A 23,368-nucleotide genomic window follows, 5' to 3' on the forward strand; every position below is an offset into this window, starting at 1 on the left:
CCAGTCAGCTGTTGTTGTTATCGATCTTGATGGTTGGGTCTGCGCCGCTGATCAGCGAGTTGATGCTGGTGTTCGACCAGTTCACCCCTTCCAGCTTGATCGACACGTCAGCATTGGCCAGCCCGCCGGCTGCATTGAGCTTGCCTTCCGTGCTGATCTGCAGGGTCGATTCGCCGCCCACGGTGGTGATTTTCAGGTAGTTGTCGATGGTCGTGCCACGTTCCCCCTGCAGCAGGTCGGTCAGGTCGAGGCGGTCGCCTTCGCTCAGCTTGAAGTCCTTGATCACATCCTGGCCGATGTCGCCGGCTTTCCACACGAAGGTATCTGCACCGGCGCCACCGCTGAGGATGTCATTGCCCTTGCCACCGGTCAGCATGTCGTTGCCGGCCCCGCCGAACAGCAGATCGTTGCCTTCACCACCGAGCAAGGTGTCGTTGCCGGTGCCGCCGAGCAAGATGTCGTTGCCTTTGCCGCCATCGAGGTAATCGTTGCCGCCCTGACCAAAGATGATGTCGTTGCCACCGCCCCCCAGCAGGGTGTCGGCACCGTCGTTGGTACGCGACAGGTCGAAGTCGGTGTAATGCTCGCTGATGTATTGATGCATCACCTTGGCATCCACCAAGCTTGTGTCCACGCCTAGCTTCGTCGCGACGAAGGCCTGGACTGCCTCGATGCCGCTGCCGGGGATCGAGTCGAAACTCACCAGGTCGCCAAAGATGATGTCGTGTCCGTCGCCACCACTGATGGTGTCGGCGCCGGCGATGGTCTGGACGGTGTGGCCGAGGATCGCATCGGAGATCTTGCTTGGGTCGACGTTGACCTGGGGTACGCCGTCGCTGTCGAACGGTTTCAGGTCGGTGGCGGCGATGCCTGTGCCGACGCCGACGGCTTCGACCGATGACAGCGCCGAGAGCAGCGCGAAGCTTGAGGTGGCGTTGGTCAGGGTGTCGCTGGTGGTGGTGCTGCCGGTGCCGGCCAGTTTCGACAGCTCGTAGCCGCCGTTGCCTTCGGCGTGGATCAGGCCGGTGGTGACTGCACTCCACTTGTAGCTCAGGCTCAGCAGGTCGAAGCTGCGGGTTTCGGCGGTGAGCTTGCCGGTGGTGTCGATCGACACCCGGTTGCTGGTGTCCAGCTGGTAGTTGGTCAGGGTGTCACCCATCTTGTAACTGACGTTGCTGAGCAGGGTGTCGAGCTTGACCGAGCTGTTGGCCAGGGTCGGGTTGGTCTGCTCGCCAGTCTGGTAGTAGGTCGGCTGGCCGTCGGTGAGGAAGTAGGTCTGGTTGGTGCCGGTGACGCCGGCATTTTTCAGGTTCTGGAACCAGTTGGCGGTGGTCTTGAAGGCATCCTCGTAGTTGGTACCGCCGTCCGCGCTCATGCCGCTCAGGGCGTTCAGCAGCGTCTTGAGGCCAGCGTCGTTGAGGGTGACTGAGACGGTGCTCTTGACCTGGGTGGCAAAGTCCACCAGCAGCACGTTGACCGTGCCGACCCCGGTGGCCTTGGCATCCGCCAGCAGCGTCTGGAACGTGGTGGCCAGCGACGCCTTGGTCGCGTCGATGCCGGTGGTGCTCATGCTGCCCGAGGTGTCGACGATGAAGGCGAGGTTGTAGTTGGTGCCGGCGGTCATGTGCAGGCCGGCGCTGTCGGCGATGATGATGTCATCGCCGTAGGTACCGGTGGTGCTGTCATTGGCGGTGGTCAGCTGGCTGGTGGTGTAGGTGTCCGGGTAGACCGTGACCTTGAGGGTGCCTTCGGTGATGGCGAAGCTGCCGCCGACCGACTCGGTGGAGGTCGAGCTGACCTTCACGTCGAACTGGCCGCTGTAGTAGGCCGGTGGCTTGATCGTCAGGCTGCTCAACGTCCAGCCACTGACATCGACTGCGGTGGCGCCCACGGTGGCGGTGTGCCCGGCAGTGTCACTGATCACCGAGCCTGCCGGAATACCGCTCAGCTTCACGCTGAGGGTCTCGGAGCCGTCGGTATCGGTCAGGTTGCTGCCGATACCCACCAGCTTGACGCTGCCGTTTTCCGGCCCTTCGTTGAGCTTGTAGCCATCGTAGTAACCCTGGGTGCCGTTGCTGCCGTGCAGGTCGGACACGGTGACCCCGGCGTTGGTCAGGGCGGTGACGTTCTGGTACATCGGGATGGTGGTGCTGTTGAAGTCGCCGGCAGCGCTGCCGTTGACCGAGATGTTGACATCGTAGCTACCCGGGCCGGACTGGTTGGCGTGGTAGATCTCCAGGGTGTAGTAGCCGCTGGTGGTCGGCGTGTAGGTGCCCGAGACGGTCCCCGAGCCCGAGCCCCAGGTGGCGGTGACGACGTTCTTGCCGCCGATGTTCACCAGCAGGCTGTCGTCGGCGTTGCCGCTGAAGGTGTAGGTCTTGCCGGCCTCCAGGTACACCAGGCCGGAGGTCTTCGAGCCGCTCTGCGCCGCTACGCTGGAATCGGATTGCACGTTGGTGATGGTCGTGGACGAGGTAGCGGTGCCAGAGTTGGTGAACACCGTCTTCAGTGCATCACCGGTAATGCCGTTGCCGTTGGTGCCCAGGCCGGTGAGGGTGGTCCAGGTTTCCTTGGTCAGGCCCAGCGAGTTGACGCTGTTGCTGCCGATCGACAGGGTCGGTGCGTCGGCGACCGGAGTGATGTCCACCTTCAGAATGGTTTCGCTGCCGGGGGTGACGCCGTCAGTGGGCTTGAACTTGATCTGCGCATAGTCAGCCTGGTTGTTGCCCATCCCGGTGCCGCCATAGCCGTTGACGCCCGACTGGTTGGCCAGCGGCACGAACTTGAGCTTGCCAGCGGTAATGTCGGCCTGGCTGATGGTCTGGTTGAGGGCCACGTTCACCCAGCTCGTGCCGTTGTTGTACTGCAGGGTGCCGAGGGCCGGTAGCTGGGTGATGGTCACACCCAGGCTCGTGACTGGGCTGTCGACGTCAGTGACGTTGAAGTTGCTCCAGGTCAGCACTACCGCAGTGTCCTCGACCCCGGTGACGGCGCCGCCGGCGGACACTGGCGCGTCATTGACCGCCACCACGTTGACTGTGGTGGTGGCGGTGTTGGACACGTTGACCCCGTCGGTGACCGTGACTGTGATGATCCGCGGCGTGGTGCTCGGGTCCTCGCTGGTGTTGACGAAGGTGATGTTCTTGATCGCCTGCATGTAGTCGGCCAGCGAGGCGTTGCCTGTCAAGGTCAGGACTACCTTGCCGGCGGCCACGCTGGAGGTGACGGTGATGCCGCTGACGCTGCTGCCCAGGTTCAAGGCATCGCCGGCCTGGGCATTGGTCAGAGTCACGGTGGCACCGGCCATCTGCGAGCTGTCGAAGTCGGTGATGGAAATATCCAGGTCACTGATCGAGTTGCCGCTGCCGTTTTCGGTGAAGGTGGTCTGGAAGTCGGCGCCCGTCTTGCCGCTGGAGTCGTTGGCGTCGAGGTCCAGCACCGGGGCTGGCTCGTAGAGTTGGGTAGTGATGCTGCCTGCGGTAGGGCTGATCGCAAGCCCCTCGAAGTTGCCGCCGGTGGCCGAGTCGATCTTGATGGTGAATTGCTCGGTGCCCTCGGCGATGTTGTCCTTCAAGGTTGGGATGGTGAACGTGGCCTGGTTGCTGTTGGCTTTTATCGTCACCGTTGCCACACCGATGTAGTCGGCGCCGTTGCTGGCGGTGCCGCTGTAGCTCAGCTTGACTACCACGTCGGTCTGCGGCGCATTGCTCAGGGTCAGCGTGTAGGTTGCGTTGTTGCCCTCAGCCACGGTGGCTGAGCCGATGATGCCAAGGGTGGTGGTGTTCAGCGTGTCTGTCACGGCGGTGACCGCTGGCGCCGGGTTCACTACCAGGCTTTCGAAGTTGCCGCCGGTGGCGTTGGTGATCGTGGTGCTGACCGTGGACGCGCCGATGTAGACGTCGTCGGCTGGCGCCGCCACGGTGATGCTGCCGGAAGACTGGCTAGCGCCGATGGTGATGGTCTGGCCGTTGCTCAAGGTCACGGTGACCGCTGTTTGCGCCGGGCTGGTCAGGGTTGCGGTGTAAACGATCTGGCCACCCTCGGCCACGCTTGGCGTCGCCGTCAGCGACACCGTCGTGGTGTCCTGCACATCGGTGACGGTGGTGCTGACTGGCGCCTGGTTGGCGACCAGATTTTCGTAATTGCCGCCGCTGACGCTGGTGATGTTGTTGGCGACCGGCGCGTGGCCTTGGTAAACGTCGTTGGTCACGGCGCCCGTGGCGGTGCCGGAGCTCTGGCCGATGGGAATGGTGATGGTCTGGCCGTTGGCCAGGCTGACCAGGACCGGGCTGCCGGTGACGGGCGCATCCACTGTGGCGGTGTAGACGATGGTGCCCCCCTCGGCCACGGAGGGCGTGGCGGTCAGGGTGACGGTGGTGGTGTCCCGCACATCGGTGACCGTCGTGCTGACCGTCGCCTTGTTCGCCATCAGATTTTCGTAGTTGCCGCCGCTGACGCTGGTAATGCTATTGGTAACTGCCGCGTGGCCTTGATAGACGTCGTTGGTTACGGCGCCGGTGGTGGTACCGGAGCTTTGGCCGACCGGGATGGTGATGGTCTGGCCGCTGGCCAAGGCCACCACGACAGCCGAGCCTGTAACTGGGGCAGTGACGGTTGCGGTGTAGACGATAGTGCTGCCTTCGGCCACAGATGGCGTCGCGGTTAGCGTGACGGTAGAGGTGTCGATGGTGTCACTGACGGTGGTGACTGCCGCCGTACTGTTGATCGCCAGGTTCTCGAAATTGCCACCCGAGGCATTGGTGATACGGGCGCTCACCTGACCGGCATCGATATACGGATCATCAACTGGCGCGGCAACGGCGACGCTGCCGGAGGTCTGATTGGCACCGATGGTGATGGTCTGGCCATTGCTCAGCGTGACCGTCACCGCCGTTTGTGCGGCGTTGCTCAGGGTAGCGGTGTAAACGATCTGTCCACCTTCGGCCACGCTTGGTGTAGCCGAAAGCGACACCGTCGTGGTGTCCAGGACATCCGTGATGCTGGTGCTGACTGGCGCCTGGTTGGCGACAAGGTTTTCGTAATTGCCGCCGCTGACGCTGGTGATGCTGTTGGTGACGGCCGCGTGGCCTTGATAGACGTCATTGGTCACGGCACCCGTAGCGGTACCGAAGCTCTGGCCAACCGGAATGGTGATGGTCTGTCCATTGGCAAGGCTGACTACGACTGGGCTGCCGGTGACCGGAGCCCCTACAGTGGCGGTGTAAATGATAGTGCCGCCTTCGGCCACGGACGGCGTGGCGGTCAGGGTGACGGTGGTGGTGTCTTGTACATCGGTGACCGCAGTGCTGACTGGCGCCTGGTTTGCGACCAGGTTTTCGTAGTTGCCACCGCTGACGCTGGTGATGCTGTTGGTGACCGCCGCGTGGCCTTGGTAGACGTCGTTGGTTACGGCACCGGTGGCGGTACCGGAGCTCTGGCCAACCGGAATGGAGATGGTCTGCCCGTTTGCGAGGCTGACTACGACTGGGCTGCCGGTGACCGGAGCCCCTACAGTGGCGGTGTAAATGATGGTGCCGCCCTCAGCTACGGAAGGCGTGGCGGTCAGGGTGACAGTGGTGGTGTCTTGTACATCGGTGACCGTAGTGCTGACTGGCGCTTGGTTGGCGACCAGGTTTTCGTAGTTGCCGCCGCTGACGCTGGTGATGCTGTTGGTAACTGCCGCGTGGCCTTGATAGACGTCATTGCTCACGGCGCCGGTGGCGGTACCGGAGGTTTGACCGACCGGAATGGTGATGGTCTGGCCGTTAGCCAGGCTGACTACGACCGGGCTACCGGTGACCGGAGCACCTACTGTGGCGGTGTAAATGATGGTGCCACCCTCGGCCACGGAAGGCGTGGCGGTCAAGGTGACGGTGGTGGTGTCTTGCACATCGGTAACGGTGGTACTGACGGGCGCCTGATTGGCGACCAGGTTTTCGTAATTGCCGCCGCTGACGCTGGTGATGCTGTTGGTAACTGCCGCGTGGCCTTGATAGACGTCGTTAGTCACGGCACCGGTGGCGGTACCGAAGCTCTGGCCAACCGGAATGGTGATGCTCTGGCCGTTGGCCAGGCTGACTACGACCGGGCTGCCGGTGACCGGCGCACCTACTGTGGCGGTGTAAATGATAGTGCCACCCTCGGCCACGGAGGACGAGGCGGTCAAGGTGACGGTGGTGGTGTCCTGCACATCTGTGACGCTGGTGCTGACGGGCGCCTGGTTGGCGACCAGGTTTTCGTAATTGCCGCCGCTGACGCTGGTGATGCTGTTGGTGACCGCCGCGTGGCCTTGATAGACGTCATTGCTCACGGCGCCGGTGGCGATACCGGAACTCTGGCCGACCGGAATGGTGATGGTCTGGCCGTTAGCCAAGCTGACTATGACCGGGCTACCGGTGACCGGAGCCCCTACTGTGGCGGTGTAAATGATAGTGCCACCCTCGGCCACGGAGGACGAGGCGGTCAAGGTGACGGTAGTGGTGTCTTGCACATCGGTAACGGTGGTACTGACGGGCGCCTGATTGGCGACCAGGTTTTCGTAATTGCCGCCGCTGACGTTGGTGATGCTGTTGGTGACCGCCGCGTGGCCTTGGTAGACGTCATTGCTCACGGCGCCGGTGGCGGTACCGGAGCTTTGGCCGACCGGGATGGTGATGCTCTGGCCATTGGCCAGGCTGACTACGACCGGACTGCCGGTGACAGGGGCGCCCACTGTTGCCGTGTAGATAATGGTGCCGCCTTCCGCCACGGTCGGCGTCGCCGTCAGCGACACCGTCGTGGTGTCTTGTACGTCGGTCACGGTGGTGCTGACTGGCGCCTGGTTGGCGACCAGGTTCTCGTAATTGCCGCCGCTGACGCTGGTGATGCTGTTGGTGACCGCCGCGTGGCCTTGGTAGACGTCGTTGGTTACGGCGCCGGTGGCGGTACCGGAGCTTTGGCCGACCGGGATGGTGATGGTCTGGCCGTTGGCCAGGCTGACTACGACCGGACTGCCGGTGACAGGGGCGCCCACTGTTGCCGTGTAGATAATGGTGCCGCCTTCCGCCACGGTCGGCGTCGCCGTCAGCGACACCGTCGTGGTGTCTTGCACATCGGTCACGGTGGTGCTGACTGGCGCCTGGTTGGCGACCAGGTTCTCGTAATTGCCGCCGCTGACGCTGGTGATGCTGTTGGTGACCGCTGCGTGGCCTTGGTAGACGTCGTTGGTGACGGCGCCAGTGGCGGTGCCGGAACTCTGGCCGACCGGAATGGTGATGGTCTGGCCGTTGGCCAGGCTGACTACGACTGGACTGCCAGTAACAGGCGCACCCACTGACGCCGTATAGATAATGGTGCCGCCTTCGGCCAAGGACGGCGTTGCGGTCAGGGTGACGGTGGTGGTGTCCTGCACATCTGTGACGCTGGTGCTGACTGGCGCTTGATTGGCAACCAGGTTTTCGTAGTTGCCGCCGCTGACGCTGGTGATGCTATTGGTGACTGCCGCGTGGCCTTGATAGACGTCGTTGGTTACGGCAGCCGTGGCGGTACCGGAGCTTTGGCCGACCGGGATGGTGATGGTCTGGCCGTTGGCCAAGCCGACTACAACCGGACTGCCAGTAACAGGGGCTTCGACTGACGCCGTATAAATAATGGTCCCGCCTTCCGCCACGGAGGGCGTGGCGGTCAGGGTGACGGTGGTGGTGTCCTGCACATCTGTGACGCTGGTGCTGACTGGCGCTTGATTGGCGACCAGGTTTTCGTAGTTTCCGCCGCTGACGCTGGTAATGCTGTTGGTGACGGCCGCGTGGCCTTGGTAGACGTCATTGGTCACCGCACCCGTGGCAGTACCGGAGCTCTGGCCAACCGGAATAGTGATGGTCTGGCCGTTGGCCAGAGTTACCACGACGGCGGAGCCGGTGACTGGCGCCGTCACCGTGGCGGTGTAGATGATCGTGCCGCCTTCGGCCACCGACGGCGTGGCGGTCAGACTCACTGACGAGGTATCGACAGTATCGGTAACGTTGGTCACCGCTGGCGTGCTGTTGATCGCCAGGTTCTCGAAGTTGCCACCCGAGGCATTGGTGATGTGGGCGCTCACCTGACCGGCATCGATATACGGATCATCAGCGGGCGCGGCAACGGCGACGCTTCCGGAGGTCTGATTGGCACCGATGGTGATGGTCTGGCCATTGCTTAGCGTGACGGTTACCGCCGACTGCGCAGCATTGGTCAGGGTGGCGGTGTAAACGATCTGCCCACCTTCGGCCACGCTGGGCGTCGCCGTCAGCGAGACGGTCGTGGTGTCTTGGACATCGGTAACGGCGGTGCTGACAGGCGCCTGGTTTGCAACCAGGTTTTCGTAGGTTCCGCCGCTGACGCTGGTGATGCTGTTGGTGACCGCCGCGTGGCCTTGATAGACGTCGTTAGTCACGGCACCCGTGGCAGTGCCGGAACTCTGGCCGACCGGAATGGTGATGGTCTGGCCGTTGGCCAGGCTGACTACGACCGGGCTGCCGGTGACAGGGGCGCCCACTGTTGCCGTATAAATAATGGTGCCGCCTTCCGCCACGGACGGCGGGGCGGTCAGGGTGACGCTAGTGGTGTCCTGGACATCGGTAACGGATGTGCTGACCGGTGCCTGGTTGGCGACCAGATTTTCGTAGTTGCCGCCGCTGACCGCAGTGATTTGGTTACTGACGGCCGCGTGGCCTTGATAGACGTCATTGGTCACCACACCCGTGGCGGTACCGGAGCTTTGGCCGACCGGGATGGTGATGGTCTGGCCGTTGGCCAAGCCGACTACAACCGGACTGCCAGTAACAGGGGCTTCGACTGACGCCGTATAAATAATGGTCCCGCCTTCCGCCACGGAGGGCGTGGCGGTCAGGGTGACGGTGGTAGTGTCCTGCACATCTGTGACGCTGGTGCTGACTGGCGCTTGATTGGCAACCAGGTTTTCGTAGTTGCCGCCGCTGACGCTGGTGATGCTGTTGGTAACTGCCGCATGGCCTTGATAGACGTCATTGCTCACGGCGCCGGTGGCGGTACCGGAGGTTTGACCGACCGGAATGGTGATGGTCTGGCCGTTAGCCAGGCTGACTACGACCGGGCTGCCAGTGACGGGCGCATCTACTGTGGCGGTGTAAACGATCTGCCCACCTTCGGCCACGCTTGGCGTCGCTGACAGCGACACCGTCGTGGTGTCTTGCACATCGGTCACGGTGGTGCTGACGGGCGCCTGGTTGGGGACCAGGTTTTCGTAGTTTCCGCCGCTGACGCTGGTGATGCTGTTGGTGACCGCCGCGTGGCCTTGGTAGACGTCGTTGGTTACGGCACCGGTGGCGGTACCGGAGCTCTGGCCAACCGGAATGGAGATGGTCTGCCCGTTTGCGAGGCTGACTACGACTGGGCTGCCGGTGACCGGAGCCCCTACAGTGGCGGTGTAAATGATGGTGCCGCCCTCAGCTACGGAAGGCGTGGCGGTCAGGGTGACAGTGGTGGTGTCTTGTACATCGGTGACCGCAGTGCTGACTGGCGCCTGGTTGGCGACCAGGTTTTCGTAGTTGCCGCCGCTGACGCTGGTGATGCTGTTGGTAACTGCCGCGTGGCCTTGATAGACGTCATTGCTCACGGCGCCGGTGGCGGTACCGGAGGTTTGACCGACCGGGATGGTGATGCTCTGGCCGTTAGCCAGGCTGACTACGACTGGGCTGCCGGTGACCGGCGCACCTACTGTGGCGGTGTAAACGATAGTGCCACCTTCCGCCACGCTGGGAGTCGCCGTCAGCGATACCGTCGTGGTGTCTTGCACATCGGTCACGGTGGTACTGACGGGCGCCTGGTTGGCGATCAGGTTTTCGTAGTTGCCACCGCTGACGCTGGTAATGCTGTTGGTAACTGCCGCGTGGCCTTGATAGACGTCATTAGTCACGGCACCCGTGGCGGTACCGGAGCTCTGTCCAACTGGAATGGTGATGGTCTGGCCGTTGGCCAGGCTTACTACGACTGGGCTGCCAGTGACGGGCGCATCAACTGTGGCGGTGTAGACGATGGTGCCGCCTTCCGCCACGGACGGCGTGGCAGTCAGGGTAACGCTGGTGGTGTCTTGGACATCGGTCACGGAGGTGCTGACCGGTGCCTGATTGGCGACCAGGTTTTCGTAGTTGCCACCGCTGATGCTGGTGATGCTGTTGGTGACTGACTCGTGGCCTTGATAGACGTCGTTGGTGACAGCACCCGTGGCGGTACCGGAGCTTTGGCCAACCGGAATGGTGATGGTCTGCCCGTTGGCAAGGCTGACTACGACTGGGCTGCCGGTGACCGGCGCACCTACTGTGGCGGTGTAAACGATAGTGCCACCTTCCGCCACGCTGGGAGTCGCCGTCAGCGACACCGTCGTGGTGTCTTGCACATCGGTCACGGTGGTACTGACGGGCGCCTGGTTGGCGACCAGGTTTTCGTAGTTGCCACCGCTGACGCTGGTAATGCTGTTGGTAACTGCCGCGTGGCCTTGATAGACGTCATTAGTCACGGCACCCGTGGCGGTACCGGAGCTCTGTCCAACTGGAATGGTGATGGTCTGTCCATTGGCAAGGCTGACTACCACTGGGCTGCCGGTGACCGGAGCCCCTACAGTGGCGGTGTAAATGATGGTGCCGCCCTCAGCTACGGAAGGCGTGGCGGTCAGGGTGACAGTGGTGGTGTCTTGTACATCGGTGACGCTGGTGCTGACTGGCGCTTGATTGGCAACCAGGTTTTCGTAGTTGCCGCCGCTGACGCTGGTGATGCTGTTGGTAACTGCCGCATGGCCTTGATAGACGTCATTGCTCACGGCGCCGGTGGCGATACCGGAGCTCTGTCCAACTGGAATGGTGATGGTCTGGCCGTTAGCCAGGTTGACCAGGACCGGGCTACCGGTGACCGGAGCACCTACTGTGGCGGTGTAAATGATGGTGCCACCCTCGGCCACGGAAGGCGCGGCGGTCAAGGTGACGGTGGTGGTGTCTTGCACATCGGTAACGGTGGTACTGACGGGCGCCTGATTGGCGACCAGGTTTTCGTAATTGCCGCCGCTGACGCTGGTGATGCTGTTGGTAACTGCCGCGTGGCCTTGATAGACGTCGTTGGTGACAGCACCCGTGGCGATACCGGAGCTTTGGCCAACCGGAATGGTGATGGTCTGCCCATTGGCAAGGCTGACTACGACCGGGCTGCCGGTGACGGGCGCATCTACTGTGGCGGTGTAGACGATGGTGCCACCCTCGGCCACGCTTGGCGTTGCCGACAGCGACACCGTGGTGGTGTCCTGGACATCTGTGACGCTGGTGCTGACTGGCGCTTGATTGGCGACCAGATTTTCGTAATTGCCACCGCTGACGCTGGTAATGCTGTTGGTGACGGCCGCGTGGCCTTGGTAGACGTCATTGGTCACCGCACCCGTGGCAGTCCCGGAGCTCTGGCCGACCGGAATGGTGATGGTCTGGCCGTTGGCCAGGCTGACTACGACCGGGCTGCCGGTGACAGGGGCGCCCACTGTTGCCGTATAGATAATGGTGCCGCCTTCGGCCACAGATGGCGTCGCGGTTAGCGTGACGGTAGAGGTATCGATGGTGTCGCTGACGCTGGTCACGGCTGCCGTGCTGTTGATCGCCAGGCTTTCGAAGTTGCCACCCGAGGCATTGGTGATGTGTGCGCTGACCTGACCGGCATCGAGGTACGGATCATCAGCTGGCGCGGCAACGGCGACGCTGCCGGAGGTCTGATTGGCACCGATGGTGATGGTCTGGCCATTGCTTAGCGTGACGGTTACCGCCGACTGCGCAGCATTGCTTAGAGTGGCGGTGTAAACGATCTGCCCGCCTTCGGCCACGCTTGGCGTCGCCGACAGCGCCACCGTGGTGGTGTCCTGCACATCGGTAACGGTGGTGCTGACAGGCGCTTGGTTTGCGACCAGGTTCTCGTAATTGCCGCCGCTGACGCTGGTGATGCTGTTGGTGACCGCGGCATGGCCTTGGTAGACGTCGTTGGTCACGGCGCCGGTGGCGGTACCGGAGCTTTGGCCGACCGGAATGGTAATGGTCTGGCCGTTAGCCAGGCTGACTACGACCGGGCTGCCGGTGACGGGCGCACCTACTGTAGCGGTGTAAACGATAGTGCCGCCTTCGGCCACGCTGGGCGTCGCCGTCAGCGACACCGTAGTGGTGTCTTGTACGTCGGTGACGGTGGTAGAGACCGGTGCCGGGTCGGCAATCAGGTTTTCGTAATTGCCACCGCTGACGCTGGTGATGCTGTTGGTGACCGCTGCGTGGCCTTGATAGACGTCATTGGTCACCGCACCCGTGACGGTACCGGAGCTCTGGCCAACCGGAATGGTGATGGTCTGGCCGTTTGCCAGAGTTACCACGACGGAGGAGCCGGTGACTGGCGCCGTCACCGTGGCGGTGTAGATGATCGTGCCGCCTTCGGCCACCGACGGCGTGGCGGTCAGGCTCACTGTCGAGGTATCTACAGTATCGGTAACGTTGGTCACCGCTGGCGTGCTGTTGATCGCCAGGTTCTCGAAGTTGCCACCCGACGCATTGGTGATGTGGGCGCTCACCTGACTGGCATCGATATACGGATCATCAGCGGGCGCGGCAACGGCGACGCTTCCGGAGGTCTGATTGGCCCCGATGGTGATGGTCTGGCCATTGCTTAGCGTGACGGTTACCGCCGACTGCGCAGCATTGGTCAGGGTGGCGGTGTAAACGATCTGCCCACCTTCGGCCACGCTGGGCGTCGCCGTCAGCGAGACGGTCGTGGTGTCCTGGACATCGGTAACGGCGGTGCTGACAGGCGCCTGGTTTGCAACCAGGTTTTCGTAGTTGCCGCCGCTGACGCTGGTAATGCTGTTGGTGACGGCCGCGTGGCCTTGATAGACGTCATTGGTCACCGCACCCGTGGCGGTACCGGAGCTTTGGCCGACCGGGATGGTGATGGTCTGGCCGTTGGCCAAGCCGACTACAACCGGACTGCCAGTAACAGGGGCTTCGACTGACGCCGTATAAATAATGGTCCCGCCTTCCGCCACGGAGGGCGTGGCGGTCAGGGTGACGGTGGTGGTGTCTTGCACATCGGTAACGGTGGTACTGACGGGCGCCTGATTGGCGACCAGATTTTCGTAATTGCCACCGCTGACGCTGGTGATGCTGTTGGTAACTGCCGCGTGGCCTTGATAGACGTCATTGGTCACCGCACCCGTGGCGGTACCGGAGCTCTGGCCGATCGGGATGGTGATGGTCTGGCCGTTGGCCAGGCTGACTACGACCGGACTGCCAGTAACAGGGGCTCCAACTGACGCCGTATAAATAATGGTCCCGCCTTCCGCCACGGATGACGTTGCCGTTAGCGAGACGGTGGTGGTGTCTTGCACATCGGTCACGGTGGTGCTGACGGGCGCCTGGTTGGCAACCAGGTTTTCGTAGTTGCCGCCGCTGACGCTGGTGATGCTGTCTGTGACCGCCGCGTGGCCTTGGTAGACGTCGTTAGTCACGGCACCCGTGGCAGTGCCGGAACTCTGGCCGACCGGAATGGTGATGGTCTGGCCGTTGGCCAGGCTGACTACGACCGGGCTGCCGGTGACAGGGGCGCCCACTGTAGCCGTATAAATAATGGTGCCGCCTTCCGCCACGGTCGGCGTGGCGGTCAGGGTGACGCTAGTGGTGTCCTGGGCATCGGTAACGGAGGTGCTGACCGGTGCCTGGTTGGCGACCAAGTTCTCGTAATTGCCGCCGCTGACGCTGGTGATGCTGTTGGTAACTGCCGCATGGCCTTGATAGACGTCATTGCTCACGGCGCCGGTGGCGGTACCGGAGCTCTGTCCAACTGGAATGGTGATGGTCTGTCCATTGGCAAGGCTGACTACCACTGGGCTGCCGGTGACTGGAGCCCCTACAGTCGCGATGTAAATGATAGTGCCGCCTTCGGCCACGCTTGGCGTCGCCGTCAGCGATACCGTCGTGGTGTCTTGCACATCGGTCACGGTGGTACTGACTGGCGCCTGGTTGGCGACCAGGTTTTCGTAGTTGCCGCCGCTGACGCTGGCGATGCTGTTGGTGACCGCCGCGTGGCCTTGGTAGACGTCGTTAGTCACGGCACCCGTGGCGGTACCGTAGCTTTGGCCAACCGGAATGGTGATGGTCTGTCCATTGGCAAGGCTGACTACGACCGGGCTGCCGGTGACGGGCGCATCTACTGTGGCGGTGTAGACGATGGTGCCACCCTCGGCCACGCTTGGCGTTGCCGACAGCGACACCGTGGTGGTGTCCTGGACATCTGTGACGCTGGTGCTGACTGGCGCTTGATTGGCGACCAGATTTTCGTAATTGCCACCGCTGACGCTGGTAATGCTGTTGGTGACGGCCGCGTGGCCTTGGTAGACGTCATTGGTCACCGCACCCGTGGCAGTCCCGGAGCTCTGGCCGACCGGAATGGTGATGGTCTGGCCGTTGGCCAGGCTGACTACGACCGGGCTGCCGGTGACAGGGGCGCCCACTGTTGCCGTATAGATAATGGTGCCGCCTTCGGCCACAGATGGCGTCGCGGTTAGCGTGACGGTAGAGGTATCGATGGTGTCGCTGACGCTGGTCACGGCTGCCGTGCTGTTGATCGCCAGGCTTTCGAAGTTGCCACCCGAGGCATTGGTGATGTGTGCGCTGACCTGACCGGCATCGAGGTACGGATCATCAGCTGGCGCGGCAACGGCGACGCTGCCGGAGGTCTGATTGGCACCGATGGTGATGGTCTGGCCATTGCTCAAGGTGAGCGTCACTGCAGACTGCGCGGCGTTGCTCAAGGTGGCGGTGTAAACGATCTGCCCGCCTTCGGCCACGCTTGGCGTCGCCGACAGCGACACCGTGGTGGTGTCCTGCACATCGGTAACGGTGGTGCTGACAGGCGCTTGATTGGCGACCAGGTTTTCGTAGTTGCCACCGCTGACGCTGGTGATGCTGTTGGTAACTGCCGCGTGGCCTTGATAGACGTCATTGGTCACCGCACCCGTGGCGGTACCGGAGCTTTGGCCGACCGGGATGGTGATGGTCTGGCCGTTGGCCAAGCCGACTACAACCGGACTGCCAGTAACAGGGGCTTCGACTGACGCCGTATAAATAATGGTCCCGCCTTCGGCCACGGACGGCGTTGCGGTCAGGGTGACGGTGGTGGTGTCCTGCACATCTGTGACGCTGCTGCTGACTGGCGCTTGATTGGCAACCAGGTTTTCGTAATTGCCGCCGCTGACGCTGGTGATGCTGTTGGTGACGGCCGCGTGGCCTTGGTAGACGTCATTGGTCACCGCACCTGTGGCAGTCCCGGAGCTCTGGCCGACCGGAATGGTGATGGTCTGGCCGTTAGCCAGGCTGACTACGACCGGGCTGCCGGTGACCGGCGCCCCTACAGTGGCGGTGTAAATGATGGTGCCACCCTCGGCCACGGAAGGCGTGGCGGTCAGGGTGACAGTGGTGGTGTCTTGTACATCGGTGACCGCAGTGCTGACTGGCGCCTGGTTGGCGACCAGGTTTTCGTAGTTTCCGCCGTTGACGCTGGTAATGCTGTTGGTGACGGCCGCGTGGCCTTGATAGACGTCATTGCTCACGGCGCCGGTGGCGGTGCCGGAGCTTTGGCCGACCGGGATGGTGATGGTCTGGCCGTTGGCCAGGCTGACCACGACCGGGCTGCCGGTGACCGGCGCATTCACCGTGGCGGTGTAGATGATGGTGCCGCCTTCGGTCACAGATGGGGTGGCGGTTAGCGTGACGGTTGAGGTGTCGATGGTGTCACTGACGGTGGTGACTGCCGCCGTGCTGTTGATCGCCAGGTTCTCGAAGTTGCCACCCGACGCATTGGTGATGTGGGCGCTCACCTGACTGGCATCGATATACGGATCATCAGCGGGCGCGGCAACGGCGACGCTTCCGGAGGTCTGATTGGCCCCGATGGTGATGGTCTGGCCATTGCTTAGCGTGACGGTTACCGCCGACTGCGCAGCATTGGTCAGAGTGGCGGTGTAAACGATCTGCCCACCTTCGGCCACGCTTGGCGTCGCCGTCAGCGAGACGGTCGTGGTGTCCTGGACATCGGTAACGGCGGTGCTGACAGGCGCTTGGTTTGCAACCAGGTTTTCGTAGTTGCCGCCGCTGACGCTGGTAATGCTGTTGGTGACCGTTGCGTGGCCTTGGTAGACATCGTTGGTGACGGCACCCGTGGTGGTACCCGAGGACTGCCCGACTGGGATGGTGATGGTTTGCCCATTGGCCAAGCCGACTACGACCGGGCTGCCGATGACCGGCGCACCTACTGTGGCGGTGTAAATGATAGTGCCGCCTTCCGCCACGGACGGCGTGGCGGTCAGGGTGACGGTGGTGGTGTCCTGAACATCGGTGACCGCAGTGCTGACCGGTGCCTGGTTCGCAACCAGGTTTTCGTAGTTGCCGCCGCTGATGCTGGTGATGTTGTTGGTTACCGCCGTGTGGCCTTGATAGACGTCATTGCTCACGGCGCCGGTGGCGGTACCGGAGGTTTGACCGACCGGAATGGTGATGGTCTGGCCGTTAGCCAGGCTGACTACGACCGGGCTGCCAGTGACGGGCGCATCTACTGTGGCGGTGTAAACGATCTGCCCACCTTCGGCCACGCTTGGCGTCGCCGACAGCGAAACCGTGGTGGTGTCCTGCACATCGATAACGGTGGTGCTGACAGGCGCCTGATTGGCGACCAGGTTCTCATAATTGCCGCCGCTGACCGCAGTGATTTGGTTACTGACGGCCGCGTGGCCTTGATAGACGTCATTGGTCACCACACCCGTGGCGGTACCGGAGCTTTGGCCGACCGGGATGGTGATGGTCTGGCCGTTGGCCAGGCTGACCACGACCGGGCTGCCGGTGACCGGCGCATTCACCGTGGCGGTGTAGATGATGGTGCCGCCTTCGGTCACAGATGGGGTGGCGGTTAGCGTGACGGTTGAGGTGTCGATGGTGTCAGTGACGGTGGTGGCTGCCGCCGTGCTGTTGATCGCCAGGTTCTCGAAGTTGCCACCCGAGGCATTGGTGATGTGGGCGCTCACCTGACCGGCATCGATATATGGATCATCAGCGGGCGCGGCAACGGCGACGCTTCCGGAGGTCTGATTGGCACCGATGGTGATGGTCTGGCCATTGCTTAGTGTGACGGTTACCGCCGACTGCGCAGCATTGCTCAGAGTGGCGGTGTAAACGATCTGCCCACCCTCGGCCACGCTTGGCGTTGCCGACAGCGACACCGTGGTGGTGTCCTGGACATCTGTTACGGTGGTACTGACAGGCGCTTGGTTTGCGACCAGGTTCTCGTAATTGCCACCGCTGACGCTGGTGATGCTGTTGGTGACCGCCGCGTGGCCTTGATAGACGTCATTGCTCACGGCGCCGGTGGCGGTGCCGGAGCTTTGGCCGACCGGGATGGTGATGGTCTGGCCGTTGGCCAGGCTGACTACAACAGGGCTTCCGGTAACCGGCGCATTCACTGTTGCGGTGTAAACGATGGTGCCGCCTTCGGTCACAGATGGGGTGGCGGTTAGCGTGACGGTTGAGGTGTCGATGGTGTCACTGACGGTGGTGACTGCCGCCGTGCTGTTGATCGCCAGGATCTCGAAGTTGCCACCCGTGGCATTGGTTATGTGGGCGCTCACCTGACCGGCATCGATATACGGATCATCAGCGGGCGCGGCAACGGCGACGCTTCCGGAGGTCTGATTGGCACCGATGGTGATGGTCTGGCCGTTGCTTAGCGTGACGGTTACCGCCGACTGCGCAGCATTGGTCAGAGTGGCGGTGTAAACGATCTGCCCACCCTCGGCCACGCTTGGCGTTGCCGACAGCGACACCGTGGTGGTGTCCTGGACATCTGTTACGGTGGTACTGACAGGCGCTTGGTTTGCGACCAGGTTCTCGTAATTGCCACCGCTGACGCTGGTGATGCTGTTGGTGACCGCCGCGTGGCCTTGATAGACGTCATTGCTCACGGCGCCGGTGGCGGTGCCGGAGCTTTGGCCGACCGGGATGGTGATGGTCTGGCCGTTGGCCAGGCTGACTACAACAGGGCTTCCGGTAACCGGCGCATTCACTGTTGCGGTGTAAACGATGGTGCCGCCTTCGGTCACAGATGGGGTGGCGGTTAGCGTGACGGTTGAGGTGTCGATGGTGTCACTGACGGTGGTGACTGCCGCCGTGCTGTTGATCGCCAGGATCTCGAAGTTGCCACCCGAGGCATTGGTGATGTGGGCGCTCACCTGGCCGGCATCGATATATGGATCATCAGCGGGCGCGGCAACGGCGACGCTTCCGGAGGTCTGATTGGCACCGATGGTGATGGTCTGGCCGTTGCTTAGCGTGACGGTTACCGCCGACTGCGCAGCATTGCTCAGAGTGGCGGTGTAAACGATCTCCCCACCCTCGGCCACGCTTGGCGTTGCCGACAGCGACACCGTGGTGGTGTCCTGGACATCTGTTACGGTGGTACTGACAGGCGCTTGGTTTGCGACCAGGTTCTCGTAATTGCCGCCGCTGACGCTGGTGATGCTGTTGGTGACCGCGGCATGGCCTTGGTAGACGTCGTTGGTCACGGCGCCGGTGGCGGTACCGGAGCTTTGGCCGACCGGAATGGTGATGGTCTGACCGTTAGCCAGGCTGACTACGACCGGGCTGCCGGTGACGGGCGCACCTACTGTAGCGGTGTAAACGATAGTGCCGCCTTCGGCCACGCTGGGCGTCGCCGTCAGCGACACCGTAGTGGTGTCTTGTACGTCGGTGACGGTGGTAGAGACCGGTGCCGGGTCGGCAATCAGGTTTTCGTAATTGCCACCGCTGACGCTGGTGATGCTGTTGGTGACCGCTGCGTGGCCTTGATAGACGTCATTGCTCACCGCACCCGTGGCGGTACCGGAGCTCTGGCCGACCGGGATGGTGATGGTCTGGCCGTTGGCCAGGCTGACTACGACCGGACTGCCAGTAACAGGGGCTCCAACTGACGCCGTATAAATAATGGTCCCGCCTTCCGCCACGGATGACGTTGCCGTTAGCGAGACGGTGGTGGTGTCTTGGACATCGGTAACGGTGGTGCTGACAGGCGCCTGGTTGGCAACCAGGTTTTCGTAGTTGCCGCCGCTGACGCTGGTGATGCTGTTGGTGACCGCCGCGTGGCCTTGGTAGACGTCGTTAGTCACGGCACCCGTGGCGGTACCGGAGCTTTGGCCGACCGGGATGGTGATGCTCTGGCCGTTGGCCAGGCTGACTACGACCGGACTGCCGGTGACAGGGGCGCCCACTGTTGCCGTGTAGATAATGGTGCCGCCTTCCGCCACGGTCGGCGTGGCGGTCAGGGTGACGCTAGTGGTGTCCTGGGCATCGGTAACGGAGGTGCTGACCGGTGCCTGGTTGGCGACCAGGTTCTCGTAATTGCCGCCGCTGACGCTGGTAATGCTGTTGGTAACTGCCGCGTGGCCTTGGTAGACATCGTTGGTGACGGCACCCGTGGCGGTACCGGAGGACTGCCCGACTGGGATGGTGATGGTTTGCCCATTGGCCAAGCCGACTACGACCGGGCTACCGGTGACCGGCGCATTCACCGTGGCGGTGTAGACGATGGTGCCGCCTTCGGTCACAGATGGGGTCGCGGTTAGCGTAACGGTAGAGGTGTCGATGGTATCACTGACAGTGGTGACTGCCGCCGTGCTGTTGATCGCCAGGTTTTCGAAGTTGCCACCCGAGACATTGGTGATCCGTGCGCTGACCTGTCCGGCGTCGAGGTACGGATCATCGGCTGGCGCGGCAACGGCGACGCTCCCAGAGGTCTGATTGGCGCCGATGGTGATGGTCTGGCCATTGCTCAGCGCGACTGTAACCGCCGACTGCGCAGCATTGGTCAGGGTGGCGGTGTAAACGATCAGCCCACCCTCGGCCACGCTGGGCGTCGCCGTCAGCGAGACGGTCGTGGTGTCCTGGACATCGGTAACGGCGGTGCTGACAGGCGCCTGGTTGGCAATCAGGTTTTCGTAGTTTCCGCCGCTGACGCTGGTGATGCTGTTGGTGACCGCCGCGTGGCCTTGATAGACGTCGTTAGTCACGGCACCCGTGGCGGTACCGGAGCTTTGGCCGACCGGGATGGTGATGGTTTGCCCATTGGCCAGGGTCACCACTACCGCAGATTCAGTAACCGGCGCGGTCACGCTGGCGGGTGTAGACGATGGTGCCGCCCTCTGCCACCGATGGCGTGGCGGTCAGGCTCACGGTCGAAGTGTCGACGGTGTCGGTGACGTTGGTCACCGCTGGCGTGCTGTTGACTACCAGATTTTCGAAGTTGCCGCCCGATACATTGGTAATGCTGGCACTGACCTGTCCGGCATCGAGGTACGGGTTGTCGCCGTGCGTGGCGAACGCAACGCTGCCAGTGGTCTGGTTGGCACCGATGGTGATGGTCTGGCCATTGCTCAGGGTCACGGTCACTGGCGACTGTGCAGCATTGGTCAGGGTCGCGGTGTACACGATCTGGCCACCTTCGGCAACGCTCGGCGTTGCTGACAGCGAGACCGAGGTGGTGTCCTGCACATCATTGACGGTGGTGCTGACCGGGGTATTGTCAGCCACCAGATTCTCGTAGTTGCCGCCGCTGACGTTGGTAATGCTGTTGGTAACAGCCGCGTGGCCTTGATAGACGTCATTGGTCACGGCGCCCGTGGCGGTACCGGAGCTTTGCCCGACCGGGATGGTGATGGTTTGCCCATTTGCCAGAGTTACCACGACGGCGGAGCCAGTGACCGGTGCGGTCACCGTGGCGGTGTAGACGATGGTCCCACCCTCGGACACCGAAGGCGTGGCGGTCAAGCTCACGGTCGCGGTGTCGACGGTATCGGTGACGGTGGTCACCGCTGGCGTGCCGTTGATGGCAATGTTTTCGAAGTTACCCCCGCTGGCAGTGGTGATGCTGGCGCTGACCTGGCCGGCATCGAGATAGGGGTTATCGCCATGCGTGGCGACCGCGACGCTGCCAGTGGTCTGGTTGGTAGCAATGGTAATGGCCTGGCCATTGCTCAGGGTCACGGTCACTGGCGACTGCGCAGCATTGGTCAGCGTCGCCGTGTACACGATCTGTCCACCCTCAGCCACGCTCGGCGTCGCCGACAGCGAGACGGTGGTGGTGTCCTGAACATCGGTCACCGCAGTGCTGACGGTCGCGGTATTGGCCACCAGATTTTCGTAATTGCCGCCCGTGACCCCGGTGATGCTGTTGCTGACCGGCGCATGCCCCTGGTAGGCATCGTTATCCACAGAGGCAGTCGTCGTTCCCGTGCTTTGCCCGACCGGGATGGTGATGGTCTGCCCATTGGCCAGGCTCACCACCACAGGTGAGCCTGTGACTGGGGCATTGACGGTGGCGGTGTAGACAATGGTGCCGCCTTCGGCCACCGACGGCGTGGCGGTCAGGGTCACAGTCGTGGTGTCGAGGGTATCGGTGATCGCGGTCACCGCTGGCGTGCCGTTGACCGCCAGGCTTTCGAAATTGCCGCCCGTGGCATTGGTGATACGCGCGCTGACCAGGCTGGCATCGGCATAGTGGTTATCGGCAGGTGCGGCCACGCTGACGCTGCCCGAGGTCTGGTTCGCCGCGATGGTGATGCTCTGGCCGTTGCTCAGAGTCACCGTGACGGCGGTCTGGCCCGGGTTGCTGAGGGTTGCGGTGTAGATGATCTGGCCGCCTTCGGCCACGCTCGGGCTCGCGCTCAGGCTGACAGTGGTGACGTCCCGGATATCACTGACGGTGGTGCTGACAGGCGCAGGGTTAGCGACCAGATTCTCGAAATTACCCCCGGTAACCCCGGAGATGCTCGTGCTGACCTGGCCTTGGCCCTGATAAACATCATTGCTGACCGGCACGCTGACGATGCCACTGCTCTGGCCGACCGCCACAGTGATGGTCTGGCCGTTGGCCAGGGTCACTACCACCGGCGTGCCAGTCACCGGTGCCGAGAGGCTAGCGGTGTAGACGATGGCGCCGCCTTCCGCCACGGAGGGCGTGGCGGTCAGCGTGACGGTACTGGAATCGGTCGAATCGCTGACCACGGTCAGAACGGGAGCCGGGTTGGCTTCCAGGTGCTCGAAGTTGCCCCCGATGGCGGAGGTGATATGGGTGCTAAGGGTGGTCGCGTCCTTGTACACATCGTTGGCCGTCTGCAGCACCACGCTGCCACTGCTTTGACCCGCGCCGATGCTGATGACCTGGCCGTTCGACAGGGTGACCGTGACTGGCGTCTGGGCCGGGTTGCTCAGGGTCACGGTGTAGGTGATCGCACCGCCTTCGGTCACGTTCGGGCTGGCGCTGAGGGTGGCGGTGGTGATATCGGCCGTGCCAACCACGCGGGTCTCGGCCGGCGTGCCGTCGATGGCGACCAGGATGCCGCCGCCGCTGGTGCCGGTGATGCTGGTCGAGACGTGACGGTCATCCGCGTACACCGTGGTGCCTGGCGTGACCGGCACGCTCACCGAGCCACTGGTCTGTCCGGCGGCGATCACGATCACCGCGCCATTGGACAAGGTCACGGTCAGCGCGCTGAGCGGCGCCTGGCCGACCGTGGCGACATAGACGATGCTGCCGCCGGCCTCGCTGACCGACGGCGTTGCACTCAGCACCACGGCGGTGGCCAGTTCGGCGACCGCCGTTGGGGTGGCGGCCTGCCGCCCGGCGGCGAAATCGAAGTCAAGGCTTTCGCTGAAGTTCAGCGGCCCGGTCTGAAAGCCAACGTTCGGGTCGACCCGGGCAGCTGTTTCCTCGAGCAGGACGAAACTGTGCCCGCCGCCAAGCGCACCGCCGCCGCTGCCGCCCGAGGAGGTCGGGCCGGCAGCGGTAGCTTCCAGCGCCGTGGTCGGGTCGACACCCGCCTGGATCGCCTGTTGCAACTGCTCCACCGACGGCGCAGCCTGCGCGGTGGCCAGGTACATGTCGGTGCTGTGGTCGGCGGTGCTGGCGCTCCATTGGCTATCGCGGCCCAGGTCTACATAGCGGCCGTCGGTCAGTTGCAGGGTGACAGCACCGCCGACACCGGTCAGTACCTGCTCGCCTGCGAACAGGCGGTCTCCTTCGATGAGCACGCGCCGTATGCCTTCCGGCGATACTGCGATGACTTGGCCAACAATGCTTTTGACGATGGCGACTACGGTGCTCATGGGGCTCTCCAGATGACTCGACCAGTGCCTTCCATGCCCCTTCGGCGCTCAAAACCGGCGGGTAGTGGAATAGTATTAAATTGCCTCTGCTTATAGGTCTGTCAAACTTCCGTGCTTTTATCGCTTGCGCGTTTAAAGAATGTCGAAATATTGACTTGCATCGC

2 protein-coding genes are annotated in these 23,368 nt (G+C 62.9%); both read right to left on the reverse strand.

Annotation, left to right across the window (positions count from 1 at the left end):
- Positions 1-4: 4 nt before the first annotated feature.
- Complete coding sequence (locus ACTORR_RS15100) at positions 5-20,212, reverse strand: immunoglobulin-like domain-containing protein (protein WP_441343700.1); 20,208 nt, start codon at positions 20,210-20,212, stop codon at positions 5-7.
- Positions 20,193-23,204: a retention module-containing protein gene (locus ACTORR_RS15105; RefSeq protein ID WP_441343701.1), complete on the reverse strand. Its 3,012-nt coding sequence runs from the start codon at positions 23,202-23,204 to the stop codon at positions 20,193-20,195. The genes ACTORR_RS15100 and ACTORR_RS15105 overlap by 20 nt, the downstream gene beginning before the upstream one ends.
- Positions 23,205-23,368: the final 164 nt, after the last annotated feature.

Source organism: Pseudomonas sp. SAR267 (genome assembly GCF_052077595.1).
Classification (GTDB): Bacteria; Pseudomonadota; Gammaproteobacteria; order Pseudomonadales; family Pseudomonadaceae; genus Aquipseudomonas; species Aquipseudomonas vlassakiae.

What these genes read in the sequence shown, in the direction of transcription:
- ACTORR_RS15105 (WP_441343701.1), bottom strand. Translation starts at nt 23,204, where the DNA reads ATGAGCACCGTAGTCGCCATCGTCAAAAGCATTGTTGGCCAAGTCATC.